This window comes from Pseudomonas sp. LBUM1658, from assembly GCF_059716055.1.
Map to the genome: position 1 here is coordinate 4,132,263 of NZ_CP166798.1, position 13,334 is coordinate 4,145,596.

At 59.4% G+C, this 13,334-nt stretch carries 15 protein-coding genes; 6 read left to right on the forward strand and 9 right to left on the reverse strand.

Annotated features, from left to right (window positions below; translation table 11 throughout):
• Nucleotide 1: 1 nt before the first annotated feature.
• Both ACA064_RS18915 and ACA064_RS18920 read right to left on the reverse strand, forming a co-directional pair.
• Nucleotides 2–745 carry a protein-L-isoaspartate(D-aspartate) O-methyltransferase gene (locus tag ACA064_RS18915; RefSeq protein ID WP_497669484.1) on the reverse strand — a complete coding sequence of 248 codons (744 nt, stop codon included), beginning with the start codon at nt 743–745 and terminating at the stop codon, nt 2–4.
• Between the two features lie 490 nt (nt 746–1,235).
• The gene (locus ACA064_RS18920; RefSeq protein WP_497669485.1) at nt 1,236–2,912 is read right to left on the reverse strand and encodes an MFS transporter; all 1,677 of its coding nucleotides are present in this window, start codon (nt 2,910–2,912) and stop codon (nt 1,236–1,238) included.
• A gap of 406 nt (nt 2,913–3,318) precedes the next feature.
• On the opposite strand from ACA064_RS18920, the gene ACA064_RS18925 reads away from it, so the two are divergent.
• Entirely contained in the window at nt 3,319–5,043 is a 1,725-nt protein-coding gene (locus ACA064_RS18925) for an amidase (protein WP_497669486.1), read from the forward strand.
• Nucleotides 5,044–5,141: 98 nt separating this feature from the next.
• Here ACA064_RS18925 and ACA064_RS18930 read toward each other — a convergent pair whose 3' ends face one another.
• Complete coding sequence (locus tag ACA064_RS18930) at nt 5,142–5,615, reverse strand: HvfA family oxazolone/thioamide-modified RiPP metallophore (protein WP_497669487.1); 474 nt, start codon at nt 5,613–5,615, stop codon at nt 5,142–5,144.
• A 417-nt stretch (nt 5,616–6,032) separates the two neighbouring features.
• Between ACA064_RS18930 and ACA064_RS18935 the strand changes: the two genes are divergently transcribed.
• Nucleotides 6,033–6,452, forward strand: a complete 420-nt coding sequence (locus tag ACA064_RS18935) for an organic hydroperoxide resistance protein (RefSeq protein WP_497669488.1) — start codon at nt 6,033–6,035, stop codon at nt 6,450–6,452.
• A gap of 113 nt (nt 6,453–6,565) precedes the next feature.
• Here the strand turns inward: ACA064_RS18935 and ACA064_RS18940 are convergent, their stop codons facing one another.
• From ACA064_RS18940 to ACA064_RS18955, 4 genes are all read right to left on the reverse strand, one after another.
• Complete coding sequence (locus tag ACA064_RS18940) at nt 6,566–7,012, reverse strand: cupin domain-containing protein (RefSeq protein WP_497674281.1); 447 nt, start codon at nt 7,010–7,012, stop codon at nt 6,566–6,568.
• 168 nt (nt 7,013–7,180) lie between these two features.
• Nucleotides 7,181–7,396: a hypothetical protein gene (locus ACA064_RS18945; protein ID WP_497669489.1), complete on the reverse strand. Its 216-nt coding sequence runs from the start codon at nt 7,394–7,396 to the stop codon at nt 7,181–7,183.
• A 203-nt stretch (nt 7,397–7,599) separates the two neighbouring features.
• The gene (locus ACA064_RS18950; protein WP_497669490.1) at nt 7,600–8,034 is read right to left on the reverse strand and encodes a GFA family protein; all 435 of its coding nucleotides are present in this window, start codon (nt 8,032–8,034) and stop codon (nt 7,600–7,602) included.
• A gap of 69 nt (nt 8,035–8,103) precedes the next feature.
• Nucleotides 8,104–9,045, reverse strand: a complete 942-nt coding sequence (locus ACA064_RS18955; RefSeq protein WP_497669491.1) for a carbon-nitrogen hydrolase family protein — start codon at nt 9,043–9,045, stop codon at nt 8,104–8,106.
• Nucleotides 9,046–9,149: 104 nt separating this feature from the next.
• Here ACA064_RS18955 and ACA064_RS18960 point away from each other — a divergent pair, with 104 nt between their 5' ends.
• Both ACA064_RS18960 and ACA064_RS18965 read left to right on the forward strand, forming a co-directional pair.
• A complete protein-coding gene (locus tag ACA064_RS18960; RefSeq protein ID WP_497669492.1) occupies nt 9,150–9,833 on the forward strand; it encodes a winged helix-turn-helix transcriptional regulator in 684 nt (227 codons plus the stop codon).
• A gap of 226 nt (nt 9,834–10,059) precedes the next feature.
• On the forward strand, nt 10,060–10,875 hold the full coding sequence (locus ACA064_RS18965; RefSeq protein WP_497669493.1) for a DUF1206 domain-containing protein: 816 nt from the start codon (nt 10,060–10,062) through the stop codon (nt 10,873–10,875).
• 170 nt (nt 10,876–11,045) lie between these two features.
• Here ACA064_RS18965 and ACA064_RS18970 read toward each other — a convergent pair whose 3' ends face one another.
• Nucleotides 11,046–11,228 (reverse strand): hypothetical protein, encoded by a 183-nt coding sequence (locus tag ACA064_RS18970; protein WP_497669494.1) that lies wholly within the window; start codon nt 11,226–11,228, stop codon nt 11,046–11,048.
• Nucleotides 11,229–11,423: 195 nt separating this feature from the next.
• Entirely contained in the window at nt 11,424–11,912 is a 489-nt protein-coding gene (locus tag ACA064_RS18975) for a hypothetical protein (RefSeq protein ID WP_497669495.1), read from the reverse strand.
• Nucleotides 11,913–12,113: 201 nt separating this feature from the next.
• Between ACA064_RS18975 and ACA064_RS18980 the strand changes: the two genes are divergently transcribed.
• Both ACA064_RS18980 and ACA064_RS18985 read left to right on the forward strand, forming a co-directional pair.
• Nucleotides 12,114–12,812 carry an AraC family transcriptional regulator gene (locus ACA064_RS18980; protein WP_497674282.1) on the forward strand — a complete coding sequence of 233 codons (699 nt, stop codon included), beginning with the start codon at nt 12,114–12,116 and terminating at the stop codon, nt 12,810–12,812.
• Nucleotides 12,809–13,081, forward strand: coding sequence for a helix-turn-helix transcriptional regulator (locus tag ACA064_RS18985; protein ID WP_497669496.1), 273 nt, complete (start codon nt 12,809–12,811; stop codon nt 13,079–13,081). The genes ACA064_RS18980 and ACA064_RS18985 overlap by 4 nt, the downstream gene beginning before the upstream one ends.
• The last annotated feature ends 253 nt before the right edge of the window (nt 13,082–13,334 follow it).

Here is a 13,334-nt window from a genome sequence, read left to right on the forward strand (position 1 = left end):
CTTAACCGCCTCCGACCAGCGGCACGAAGCGCACAGGCAGCACCTGCCGGGTAGACACACTGCCATCGCCGGCCTTCTCGATCAGCAGCAGGTACTGGATCATGAACGGCGCGCCGACCGGGATTACCATCCGCCCGCCTGCCTTGAGCTGGGCGATCAGTGGCGGCGGCACATGGCTGGCGGCGGCGGTGACGAGGATGGCGTCGTAAGGCCCGTGCTCGGGCCAGCCGTGGTAGCCATCGCCCAGCCGGGCCTGCACCTTCGCATATCCCAGCCGGCCCAGGCGCTCCCCGGCCTGCACTGCCAGCGGCTCGATGATCTCCATCGTGTAGACCGCCTGCGCCAGCTCGGCGAGGATCGCCGCCTGGTAGCCCGAGCCAGTGCCGATCTCGAGTACCACGTCGCCGGGCCCGACCTGCGTCAGGTCGGTCATCAGGGCGACGATGTAGGGCTGGGAGATGGTCTGGCCGTAGCCGATCGGCAGCGGGCGGTTCTCGTAGGCGTAGGGCACCTCGTCGGGCGGGACGAACTTATGGCGTGGCACCCTGGCCATCGCGGCCATCACCGGCGCGGCAAACTCGGCCCTGCCGGTTTCGTCGCGGGTGACGGACGACATGTCGGCGATCTCCCGCACCATGGCGTCGCGCAACGGCGCGAACGGGTCGTCGGCATGCAGGCCGGCGGATGCCAGCGCCAGAGCGATGGCAGGCGCCAGGATGCGCGTCAGGAGCATCACCAGCTTCACAATGACTCCTCCGCCTGAGGAATAGTCGAATCGTATGGCCGGCGGGCTGGTTCGGCAAGCAGGGGGTGCCGGCGACCAAACCAGGCTGCGGCGACTGCCTGAGAAAATATCGCAACCTGTAATACTACCGGCATCACGATACCTTAGCTTCATAGCAAGCTGCGATAACAGGCTCACAATGCACGTCATTACTCAGAAACGCATCCGGGAAGCCCAGCAGAAATGACGACGGGGCCCCTGGTGCGAAATTGAACGGAATTGACCAGTACGCGCAAAATTGACGACAGGCAGAAAGCGGTCAATTGCTGACATTCGCGAAGGTCTGTGGGCAGGAACAGCGCGGCGATCTAAAGCGGCGTGTAGCCCGGTCGTCGGAGGTGCAGCACAAACATGCGCAGTGCACCGTCGCCAAGGGGGGACCTGGTAATTGCCAGTTACCAGCAGGCAGGAGGACCGCCCTCCCCCTCACGAGAGAGAGCGGGTGCCAACCTTATGTGTGATGAATTTCCCGATCCTTGGTTTCCGGCAGGAAGAAGGTGCCAAGAATCGCCGTCATCACGGCGATGACGATGGGGTACCACAGCCCGTAGTAGATATCACCCGTGGCCGCGACCATGGCAAACGCCACCGTCGGCAGAAAGCCACCGAACCAGCCATTGCCGATGTGGTACGGCAGTGACATGGAGGTATAGCGGATGCGCGCCGGGAAGAGTTCCACCAGCCAGGCGGCGATCGGGCCGTAGACCATGGTCACGTAGATCACCAGGATGGTCAGGAGCAGCAGCACCATCGGGTAGTTGGTCTTGGCCGGGTCGGCCTTCTCGGGGTAGCCGGCGTCCTTGAGGGCGGTGCTGAGGGTAGTGGTAAAGGCATCGTTGCGGACCTTGAAGTCAGCGGCCGGCATGCCGGTGCCCTCGAAGCTCTGGATCACCTTGTCGCCGATGCGGACCTGCGCGACCGCACCTGGTTCGACCTTCTCGTTGGCGTAGGGGATGGCCTTCTTCGCCAGCAGGCTCTTGGCGAGGTCGCAGGAGCTGTTGAATTTGGCCTTGCCCACCGGGTCGAACTGGAACGCGCACTGATCGGGGTCGGCGACCACAGTGACCGGATTCTTCGCCTGCGCGGCGAACACGTCGGGGTTACCGTATTGGGTCAACGCATGGAAGATCGGGAAGTAGGTCAGCGCCGCCAGGATGCAGCCGGCCATGATGATCCCCTTGCGGCCGATGCGGTCGGACAGGCTGCCGAATATGACGAAGAACGGCGTGCCGATCAGCAGCGAGCCGGCAATCAACAGGTTGGCGGTCTGCGGTTCGATCTTGAGCGTCTGCAACAGGAAGAACAGTGCATAGAACTGCCCGGTGTACCAGACCACAGCCTGGCCGGCGGTGCCGCCGAGCAGGGCCATGATCACTATCTTGAGGTTGTCCCAACGGGCGAAGGATTCGGTCAGCGGTGCCTTGGAGGACTTGCCTTCGGCCTTCATTTTCAGGAACACCGGCGACTCGCTGAGTTGCAGGCGGATGTAGACCGAGACGATCAGCAGCAGGATCGACAGCAAGAAGGGAATCCGCCAGCCCCAGGCCTCGAAAGCTTCAGTGCCGAGGATGGTGCGGCAGGCGAGGATCACCAGCAGCGAGAGGAACAGACCGAGAGTCGCGGTGGTCTGGATCCACGAGGTGAAGTAGCCGCGCTTGCCTTTCGGTGCGTGTTCGGCCACATAGGTCGCCGCGCCGCCGTATTCACCACCCAGGGCCAGGCCTTGCAACAGGCGCAGGCTGATCAGGATGATCGGCGCCGCCACGCCGATGGTCGCGTAGCCGGGCAGAAAGCCCACTATGGCAGTGGAGATACCCATAATCACAATGGTGATCAGAAAGGTGTGCTTGCGCCCGATCATGTCACCCAGTCGGCCGAACACAATCGCCCCGAAGGGCCGGACGGCGAAGCCCGCGGCGAACGCGAGCAGCGCGAAGATGAAGGAAGTTGTCTCATTGACGCCGGCGAAGAAGTGCTTGGCGATGATCGCGGCGAGGGAGCCGTAAAGGTAGAAGTCGTACCACTCGAACACGGTGCCCAGGGACGAAGCGAAAATGACCTTGCGCTCCTCCTTGGTGATCCCGTGGTGGGGCGCGCTGCCCGTGGAGGTATTGTCGATTGCGGCCATGAGTCTTCTCCGTCTTTCTTGTTATAGGCCGGAGTACCCCACTACCTTTTTGCCACACCCAGGCCCTAGGGCTGATGTCATCGGATTACGGATTGCGCAAAGCATGCACATAGGCTGACGGCCTCGCATCGCTGCAAGGTTTCTTGAAGCATAATCGGCTTCGCGCAGATATCCACTCAGGCTGGCCACAAGGCCCTACCTGCGGGCGAACCGTTTCACCGATTCCTCCGCTCCCGGCTTGGTGTTAAATAGGACGATAAAGTTGTAAGTCCAGATCCTGTTACGTAATGCAGTGCACGAGAACCGTTATGAGCACCCATTTTGAGATAAGTGATGTCCTTGAGCCCAGGATCCAGCGTAATGAAAACACTCACCGCATCCCCCATCAGCAGCCGGTGGTGACAGCATGATCGAGGTCACCGAGGTCTCCATTGCCGAACTGCGTGCTGCACTGGAATCTGGCCAGACGACTGCGGTTGAGCTGGTCCAGGCCTATCTCGCCAGGATCGATGCCTATGACGGACCCGACACGCCCACCGCCCTCAATGCGGTGGTGGTTCGAAACCCCGATGCGCTCAAGGAGGCGCAAGTGTCCGACGACCGTCGGGCCAAGGGCGAGACGCTGGGTCCGCTCGATGGCATCCCCTATACGGCCAAGGACAGTTATCTGGTCAAGGGGCTCACCGCGGCCTCTGGAAGTCCCGCATTCGCCAACCTGATTGCTTATCGCGATGCGTTCACCATCGAACGGCTTCGCGCCGCTGGAGCGATCTGCCTGGGCAAGACCAATATGCCGCCCATGGCGAACGGCGGCATGCAGCGCGGCGTGTATGGCCGCGCAGAGAGCCCGTACAACGCTGACTATCTCACCGCCCCCTTCGCATCGGGCTCATCGAACGGCGCTGGTACCGCAACCGCAGCCAGTTTCGCGGCATTCGGCCTCGCTGAAGAAACCTGGTCGAGCGGACGGGGTCCAGCTTCGAACAATGGGCTGTGTGCCTATACGCCTTCGCGGGGGGTGATCTCGGTGCGCGGCAACTGGCCGTTGACGCCGACGATGGACGTTGTCGTGCCGTTTGCCAGAACCATGGCGGACCTCCTCGAGGTGCTCGACGTGGTGGTGGCGGATGATCCCGACACCCGGGGCGATCTGTGGCGGATGCAACCCTGGGTGCCGATTCCGAGTGTCGCCTCGGTTCGCCCCGCCTCCTATGGGTCGCTTGCCGCGAATACTGATGCGCTCGCGGGAAAACGCTTCGGCGTTCCCCGTATGTACATCAACGCCGATCCCGAAGCGGGCACGAGCGACACGCCTGGCATCGGTGGTCCGACGGGGCAGCGGATCAACACCCGCCCCTCGGTGATCGGGCTCTGGGAAGAGGCTCGCCAGGCACTCGAAGCCGCGGGTGCCGAAGTGGTCGAGGTCGATTTCCCGATGGTATCCAATTGCGAGGGTGATCGTCCTGGAGCGCCGACAGTGTTTACTCGGGGCCTGGTGTCCAAAGAGTTTCTTCATCATGAGTTGTGGGACCTGTCGGCATGGGCGTTCGATGATTTTCTTCAGGCCAACGGCGATCCGAAATTGAACCGTCTGGTCGACGTGAACGGATCGCTGATTTTCCCCCACGACCCGGGCACTCTCCCCAACCGAGAGGACGACCTTGCCGCTGGCATGGACGAGTATGTGAAGATGGCCGAGCGCGGCATTACACCCTGGGACAAGATCGCCACGCTGCCTGACGGACTGCGGGGGCTTGAACAGACGCGTCGAATCGATCTTGAGGACTGGATGGATCGGCTGGGGCTCGATGCGGTGATATTCCCGACGGTAGCCGACGTTGGGCCGGCAAATGCCGACGTCGATCCGAAGTCTGCGGATGTTGCGTGGAGTAACGGCGTATGGGTCGCCAATGGCAATCTCGCCATCCGCCACCTGGGTGTTCCCACGGTCACTGTACCGATGGGAATAATGCCGGACATTGGCGTGCCCGTAGGGCTGACATTCGCGGGTCGTGCCTACGACGATTCGACGCTGCTGCGCCTGGCTTCAGCGTTTGAGTCGATTGGGACGAAGCGATTGATCCCCCCTCGAACCCCGCCATTGCCGGGGGGCAAAAAATACCCAAAATAAAGTAGTCCCCATTTCGGGGGCTTGTGCACTGAAGCCTTTAATGCAAAGCCGCCCTCCCCGGCCAAAGGCACAAGGAGGGCGGTGGATGCAATGAACACTCAGCCGCGGGCTTTGGCCAAGCGCGTGAACAGCTCCTTGGGCGCGTCCTTACCGTTGGATTCATAGACGTTCTTCATGTACTTGTAGGTTTCGGCCTCGGACAGGTAATCGTCGTGGTCGGCGTCGATCACGTCGAAATCCGCACCGCGGGTGGGGGCCACGGCCAGGAACTCCTTGCGCGAAACCCGGCTGTCGTCATCGGTGTCGGTGCGCGAGAAGGATGCATCGCCGCACTTGCCCTCTCCACATTTGCCTTCTCCACACTTGCCCTCGGCCGTGGTCTGCTTGGCGCTGGCGCCAGTGGTGCCGCATTTCCCTTCGCCACACTTGCCCTCCCCGGCCTTCTCCGCGGAAGCCAGTTGATAGCCCTGGGGCAGCGCCTCCACGGCAAAGGAGGAAGAGGCCAGACTCAGGCCGCCGGCCAGGGCGACGGCGATCAAACCAAAGCGGGTGTTGTTCGAGATTCGAGACATTTTGTTTCTCCGGATACGGTGCACGGCCAGGCAGTGCGGATCATGCCAAAGCGGCGCAATACCCTGGAGGATGAACCTCTTCGGGCCGGGGTAATTTGGCCACGACGACGTGTCTGCGAAGTATCAAGGGGCAGGGATATTTGTAAGCCAGTCTGCGAATACGACCTTCAGATACAGAGGGATACACCAGGCGACATCCTTGAAAATCTGCAGCAAAGACGCCGACTCGGATACGTATCAAGTTGCGTTGGCAGATCCAGGCCAATGATTTGTAACGGTCTGTATTTTTCTCTGGCGATCTTACACAGAGATACACAATCGCTGGATCAGGACATATACGCAGTACATGAGGGTGAAAAAGTGGGGTGCTCAGCGACATACATGCTGAAGAGCCCAAAACCTTAGCAGGAACCAGCCATGATTCATGAAATCGACACAGTGCTTTATACCGGCAAGACCCACACTACCGGAGGCCGCAACGGCGAGTCGCGAAGTTCCGATGGACGTTTGGACATCAAGCTTTCTGCTGTTGGCAGTTCAGGCAGTGGCACCAATCCCGAACAGCTACTGGCCGCAGGTTGGTCGGCCTGCTTCATCGGAGCAATGGGCAAGGCGGCTGCCGCGTTGCAGGTGACTTTGCCGAGCGACGTCGCCGTCGATGCCGAAGTGGATTTGGGCAAAACCGAAGACGCCTTTTTCCTCCAGGCGCGCCTCAATGTAAGCCTTCCGGGCCTGGATCCCGCTGTCGCACGGGCGGTGGTGGATGGCGCACACCAGCGGTGCCCGTACTCCAAAGCGACCCGTGGCAACATCGACGTCACGATCAATCTGGTTTAACCAGGGCACGCAGTGCGGCCTGCCTTCCCGGCAGGCCGCACTGACACCCGTAGAGACAGGCCTTTCTCAAGTGAAAAAAAAGGACCATTTCTGGTCCCTCGCGATTATGTCGTTTACTCCTTGAGCACTAACAATGGTTCGCCTTTTTTCACAATGTAGGTCGCCAACTCTGACGCTTTGTCCTGACCGATATTCTTCGCGACATGGGCAACGCCAGCGGGGATGAACAACGAATCACCGGCCTTGAGCGTGACAGGCGCCCGCCCCTCGAGCTGATACTCAAAGGTGCCCTCGATCACGTAGGCAACTTCCGCGCCCGGATGAGCATGCCTGGGGGAAGCCACGCCCGGCTCTATATCGACACGGGCCTGGATAACCTCGTGCTCGGATACATCCAGATTCTGGCGCAGCAGATCCGTGCGCTGGATACCTTTCTGCCAACTTTTCAACGGCTGTGATTCATGGCTCGCCGCGGTGGCCGGCTTCACCTCTTGAGCGTGAACGTAGCCAACCATTGAGGCGAATACCGCAGCGGTGACCAGTAAAAGATTGCGTCGCATCATCAAGCCCTCTCAAAGTAGTGGAAGCCCTACTCTGTTCACGGGGTGTGTTGACGATGTGTCGGGATGGCGGAGTTTGTTAAGCACGTGTGTATGCCGCCCCGATTGATACATGAAAATACAAAAGCCCTCCATGTCCAATAGCAGCTACGGCTCGCTGGCGGCCGATCACGCGAATTTGATGACACTGCCCTGAATGTCGTCGCGCGCCAATCGCAACTCATCGGCGTCCTGATTGAGCCGGTGAATCAGGTTGAGCAACCGCTGGCGCAATACCTCGTCTTCGAGCAGCTCAGCTGCGCGCATAACATCCAGCGCCGCGACCTCATTATTGGTGGCGACGGAGTCGAGCAGTTTGCGCATGCTTCTTGATGGCCGATTCATCTCTAGCACCCTCGGTTTTCGATGACGCGAATCATACGGCCCGAATGTTTCGCCAGTGTTTCAGTTGCAAGAGTTGGCCTTGCGCAACCGCCGCCGGCTGAATTGCCGCTTGAGAGACCTAAACCACCGTCGTTGTAAGTTGGCCGATCGAAAATTCAGGCGCCTGCGCAGGCTTCCTTAGAGACCTGTTGTGTCCTTTAGCGCTATTCGTCCACGCTGATGCCCGATCCCCCTAATTCGTTGGGGACATCCTTCAGCTTGGGCAATCCATCTTTGATGCGCAGCACGGTCTCCTGATAGTGGACGTGAACGCCTGGCGAGTACGCGAGATCCGGGATGACCGCGGCATACACGTCGATGAGCCCCATCCCGGGGTGTTCGGTGAAGAGGTGCCCGCCGCACGTCTTGCACCACTTGCGGTAACTCTGCGGTGTCTTGTTGTAGGTGCCGATGTTGTCAGCACCCCGAGTCACTTGCACCACTTCGGGTTTCCACAGCGTGAAGGCATTGACCGGCCCTGCTGACCAATGCCGACACGACTCGCAATGGCAATAGCCCATCGCGGCCGGCTCGCCGCTGACGGTGAACTCGACTGCGCCGCAAAAACAACTGCCCTTGTAAGACCGTTCAATACTCATGGCATGACTCCTTCAGTTGTCAGGCGATACCGCCGGACATGGCATGGATCGCTTGATCGTTACCTGCCTTCACCCGTCGATGTAGCGCACTACTGTCGCCGGCGTGCGCCGCACCTGCAGTTCGAAAATGTCAGGGCGCGCGTAGTGGCCGGTAACGTCGAGCGCTCGCCGCGCTGGCGCCACGAGTGAGACGTCGATGTCCGCATACAGAATGCCTGCCTCTCGGTGCAATGGACCGGCCACGACCCGGCCTTGAGGATTGACCACCACCGAGTCGCCGTCGTTGATCCATTCGTCCGGATCGGGAAACAGTTGCATACGAGCCGGGAAGTCGTCGGGGATGTCACTGCCGCGCAGCGCGGTGCCACTGCCGAGCACCCAACAGCGGCCTTCGAGTGCAATGTGACGCATCGTGCTGATCCAGCCGTCGCCCGTGTCGTACGTGGGGGCGACGTAGATTTCCACCCCTTGGGCATACAGTGAATAGCGTGCCAGCGGCATGTAGTTTTCCCAGCAGATGAGCGCACCAATGCGGCCGACCGGTGTATCGACCGTACGCAAACCGGAGGCATCACCGAAGCCATGCACCATGCGCTCGGGATTGGTTGGCATCAGCTTGCGGTGTCGGTTGAGCACGGCGCCGTTCGCGCCGATAACGACTACGCTGTTATAGAGCGTGCCGCCTCCATTGCGCCGGTCGCACTCATTGATGCCGCACACGATCGTCACGGCGTGAACCCTGGCGGCCTCGCACAATTGGCTCAGGTCACCGTTGGTGATATCGACGGCGTTGGCCAGCAACCGCGTGTGCAACTGGCCCATTACAGCACCGTCCTTTCCCGCCGCCAGTCGCCAGATCCACGACGGGTAACCGGGAATGTACGATTCGGGCAAAACGATCAGCGAGGCTCCCGCCGCCGCAGCCTCTGCGACCGATTGCACGGCCCGGGCGATCGTCGCGCTGCGATCGAGCAGCACGGGCGGGCGCTGAATGATGGCTACTTTTGTCATGGCGTTCTCCTTTGGCGGTTGGCTTTCGGAGGCTTCAGCGTGCGCGTGGCGAAGTCGCGGGGCTAGTTCAAAATCTGAAGTGTTGCAGTTGCGGAGTCCAGGCGATGGAAGAAAGCTACGGTCAGTTCTGCACGGTCGCGCGCGGTGCTGAAGCGCTGTGCGAGCGCTGGACACCTTTGGTCGTGCGCGAGCTGCTGTGCGGGAGTAAGCGCTTCAATGAACTGCACCGCGGCGTACCACGGATGTCCACCAGCCTGCTGGCACAGCGGCTGCGCCATTTGGAGGATATCGGTGTCGTGCATCGCACGGCCGCAGGCAAAGTCTGGGAGTACAGCCTGACCGAGGCGGGCGAGGAATTGCGCCCCATAATAATGGCGCTAGGTCATTGGGGCGCGCGCTGGATCGGCAGTCGCCTTCGCGATGACGAACTCGATGCAGGCTTGCTGATGTGGGACGTGCGCCGGTTCGTGCGCATTGAGACGTTCCCGTCCCGACCAGTGGTCATCCAGTTCAAGTTCCGCGACGCGCGGCCCGGCGAGCAAGCGTGGTGGCTCGTGGTTGAACAGGGTGTGGCAGACCTGTGTCGCGACGACCCCGGACGCGAACTGACGCTCGTCGTGGACTCCAGCGTGCGCGCGTTGACCGAGGTGTGGACTGGCGACCGCACACCGCGGGAGGTTCTTCAGTCGCGAGAGCTGCGTGTAGACGGCGCAGTGCAGGATGCGGAAAACTTGTGGCGCTGGCTTGGCACAAGCGCGTTCGCGGGAACCCGGAGCGCTGCACTCTAGCCCTGGCACCTGCCATCGCGAAACGTAGAGGCGAGACCTCGCGGGCGGTGAGGGCGGAGGTTGTGTTCAAAATTATCCATCATGCAGATGTGTGGGCGGCTTGAGCACTTGCTAAATGAGCTTTGATGCGGCAGTGGAAATCCAGAACCGTTCATCCCGACCTTTAATCGAACCCCTCCCCACTCGATAGGTCTGCTCCTGTATTACTTCTCTGGAATTAGATCCTATGTCCACGCAACAGAGCCTTGTTGTACTCGCACGGAGTGGTTATGCCGCTCGAGGCGTTATTTATCTGATCATTGGTATCTTCGCCTTGCTGGCCGCTCAAGACTCGACAAAACCGAAGGATAGCCACAGAAGCCTGGAGGCCTTGTTAAGCCAGCCATTCGGCCATGCTTTAGTCGGGCTAGTGGTGGCTGGTCTGCTCGCTTTCGCCTGTTGGCGCGTGTTGCAAGCAACGCGCGACGTTGATCATCACGGCAAACAGTTCAAAGGCTTGGTGATTCGTGCAGGTTTGTTGGCGGGAGGCGTGTTCAACGGCGCGCTGGCGTTTTTTGCCTTGGGCCTACTCATCAGCGGTCTCAAAAGCTCGGGCGGCTCGGGAGGGGAACAAACCAAGGATTTACTGGCGCATATTTTGTCCTGGGAACACTCGAATTTATTGGTTTACCTCGTCGCACTCGTACCATTAGGCGTAGGCATTGCTCACATCATCAAGGGCTGGAAGGCGTCGTTCGAGAAATATTTTGAAGCTGACGAAGACGTTATGCGATATGTACGTCCGGTGTCGCGGTTCGGTCTCATAGCCCGTGGAGTCGCCTTTATTGAGATCGCCCTGCTGCTGACAATCAGTGGATCGAGTTATCAAACCATGGATCCACCGGGCATGAAGGACGCCCTCAATGCTCTTCAGAACCTACCGGCCGGAGGTGTGGTTTTGATGGTGATGGCCTTGGGGCTGATCGCCTTTTCGGTTTACAGCTTTGCCGAAGCCGCTTGGCGCAAGATAAACATGGATGTGCCTGGAGTACCGGAAGCATAGGCAAATCATTTGCGCTGTATCTCGCCATCCTCCCTTGCAATGGAACGAAGGCAAGGACCCGCAGGGGACAAGGGCCAAACCCGCGAAGCGTTCAGGGTCGACGTGGCGGTGGGAAATGTGTGGAATCAGGGGCAAGCTGTCCTGCCAATTGAGTGAAGTGACGGCACCGGCTAACTCAGTATTCGCTGATGATATTCATGCATTCCAGCCGTGAGCGATTCCGCATCGAGCCGCAAACGCTCGACCTCCCCGGCCGACTTCACGCCTTTCGCTTCGTTGTATCGGAGCAGTGCTTGCAGCGCCCGCTGCATTAACGGCTCCCCCGCCGCCATCTTCTCGCTAAGGTCTTTCATACATTCTCGAATGTTGATCATTTAGGCAGGGCGGTACAGGCAACGTCGCACTACCGCCTCATCCCGGCACTGCGCCAGCAACCGGTCAGCTTCGCGCTTCGTTGTCGGACTCCACAAATGCCATCCTGCTTATGGAGCTATCTTGCGAAAGACCAGCCCGGATGTGAGCAGTTCGAAATAAAACCATCCGTCAGCCTACAGCGAGTATCTACTGGTCGAATGCGGGCATCTGGCGACTGCAGATGCTCGATGTCCGGAAAAAAACCGGCCAACTGCCACCATCACTACAGTACAAATAGGTTCAATTTTGTACAAAATAATTTCATTCCACTGTGTCACTATGCTCAGGAACGATGACCAATACGGAGAGATTTTCGTTGTTGGTGCCTGACCTGAAGAATGCCAGGCCTGCCAGAAGAAAGTGAGAGCAGGTTGAGCCCCAAAAAATAACAACAGGTCGATCAAGAGGGTATTGCAATGAACGACACGCGGGTGTCCCATCAAACCATAGCCTGTCTGAACCTGGCTCTTGAACGTAACAACCAGCTTTTCAGCGAAGCACATAGCTTGAGTTGCGCCGCCCTGGAGCTTCTTGATCGGCCCTGCCTGGATGCGGAAGTTTTCAGCCAGTACCAGGAAAAACGACGATACGCCGATCTTAAAGACCATGATGCCATCGAGCACTTGCGGTTGCTCATGACCGAATATCACGTCCCTCCCGACTCGCCCGACAACATGAGGCCGCCGACTTCGCTTGAGCGGTAAAGGATGTCTGGTTTAACAGGTAGTTGGGATCGTCATGTATAGAATGAGTTCGGGCTATGCCAGCGTGCTGGCGAATACGCTTTCGGGCCAGCCCGTCTGTGCCAGGAAGCTGGAGTTGATATAAACCTCGCGGACACCCGGGGAACATTCTGCGCGCGAAGCGCTATCTACCGTCTATGGGATCTGGCGGCCCAAGCCTGCGGCGATCCGAACATCGGTTTGAAAGCCTACGAGAACTTCCATCCGGGTACTTTTCAGATCGTTGGCTACACCATGATGTCCAGCTTGAACCTGAAAAAAGCCCTCGAACGCCTGGTTCGTTTCAGCCCGTTGATCAGCACGGGCTTCAGTCTGTTTTTTGTCCAGGAACAGCAGCATTACCGCCTGGCCGCGCTCGATCACGAGCAGCGCGGTTCGATCAAGCCACGGCAGTACACCGATGCCAGTCTTGGTTCGCTGCTGGCTTTCTGCCGCTGGCTGACCGGTGGCAAATCACCGCAACCGCTGAGCGTGGAGTTCAGCTATCCCCAGCCGGAAGACATCCGCGAGCATCAACGACTGTTTGGCTGTGAGCTGCGTTTCGGGGCGGCCTATGACAGCATCCTGTTCGATGGCCAGGAGCTTCTGCGTCCGCTGGGCATGGCCAACGAGAAGTTGGCCTCGCTCCATGACAGTTTTGCCGAAGCTCAGCTGGAGCTGTTGTACGGCCTCACCATCGTGTGCAGGATTCGTGCGCTGATCACCGAGCGCCTGAGTCAGGGGCAAGGGGCAAGGGGCAAGGGGCTCAGTGTGATATGGAATCGATTGCGGCTGCGATGAATCTCAGCAAGCGAACGCTGCAACGGGCACTCGAAAAGGATGGCACGCAATTCAAGGATGTCCTGAACGATGTGCGTCGGCAGTTGGCCGACTTCTACCTGCGGCATTCCCAATTCAATATGAAGCAGGTGACTTTCCTGCTCGGCTTCCATGACCAAAGCAGTTTCCACAAGGCCTGCACCCGCTGGTTCGGCATGACCCCCGGTCAGTATCGAGCCAACGAATCGGTGCTTGAGACCAGGGAAACCCAGATCCGTCTAGCCGGCTAAAGAATGCGTTACACCTTGGGCACCATCCAGCCGGCGTCGGTTGCAGCACCTCAAGTTCGGCTTCGATAGCCGTGCGCATACCCCATTCAGGATAGGTCGGCACGTCGACCAAACGCAAAGTTTCATGTCCCCATCGACTGTTTATCGGTAGCTACCGCCTCGCCGCCTCCCATGTAGCTTCGCCATTGGCCCAAGCGAACTCTTGCCAGCATAAAACCCTCAAGCTCGAATTAGCTCAGTCGTTCGGTTTGTA

What these genes read in the sequence shown, in the direction of transcription:
- ACA064_RS18955 (WP_497669491.1), bottom strand. Translation starts at nt 9,045, where the DNA reads ATGACAAAAGTAGCCATCATTCAGCGCCCGCCCGTGCTGCTCGATCGC.
- ACA064_RS18985 (WP_497669496.1), top strand. Translation starts at nt 12,809, where the DNA reads ATGAATCTCAGCAAGCGAACGCTGCAACGGGCACTCGAAAAGGATGGC.
- ACA064_RS18945 (WP_497669489.1), bottom strand. Translation starts at nt 7,396, where the DNA reads ATGAATCGGCCATCAAGAAGCATGCGCAAACTGCTCGACTCCGTCGCC.
- ACA064_RS18935 (WP_497669488.1), top strand. Translation starts at nt 6,033, where the DNA reads ATGATTCATGAAATCGACACAGTGCTTTATACCGGCAAGACCCACACT.
- ACA064_RS18965 (WP_497669493.1), top strand. Translation starts at nt 10,060, where the DNA reads ATGTCCACGCAACAGAGCCTTGTTGTACTCGCACGGAGTGGTTATGCC.
- ACA064_RS18925 (WP_497669486.1), top strand. Translation starts at nt 3,319, where the DNA reads ATGATCGAGGTCACCGAGGTCTCCATTGCCGAACTGCGTGCTGCACTG.
- ACA064_RS18950 (WP_497669490.1), bottom strand. Translation starts at nt 8,034, where the DNA reads ATGAGTATTGAACGGTCTTACAAGGGCAGTTGTTTTTGCGGCGCAGTC.
- ACA064_RS18970 (WP_497669494.1), bottom strand. Translation starts at nt 11,228, where the DNA reads ATGAAAGACCTTAGCGAGAAGATGGCGGCGGGGGAGCCGTTAATGCAG.
- ACA064_RS18930 (WP_497669487.1), bottom strand. Translation starts at nt 5,615, where the DNA reads ATGTCTCGAATCTCGAACAACACCCGCTTTGGTTTGATCGCCGTCGCC.
- ACA064_RS18960 (WP_497669492.1), top strand. Translation starts at nt 9,150, where the DNA reads ATGGAAGAAAGCTACGGTCAGTTCTGCACGGTCGCGCGCGGTGCTGAA.
- ACA064_RS18920 (WP_497669485.1), bottom strand. Translation starts at nt 2,912, where the DNA reads ATGGCCGCAATCGACAATACCTCCACGGGCAGCGCGCCCCACCACGGG.
- ACA064_RS18940 (WP_497674281.1), bottom strand. Translation starts at nt 7,012, where the DNA reads ATGCGACGCAATCTTTTACTGGTCACCGCTGCGGTATTCGCCTCAATG.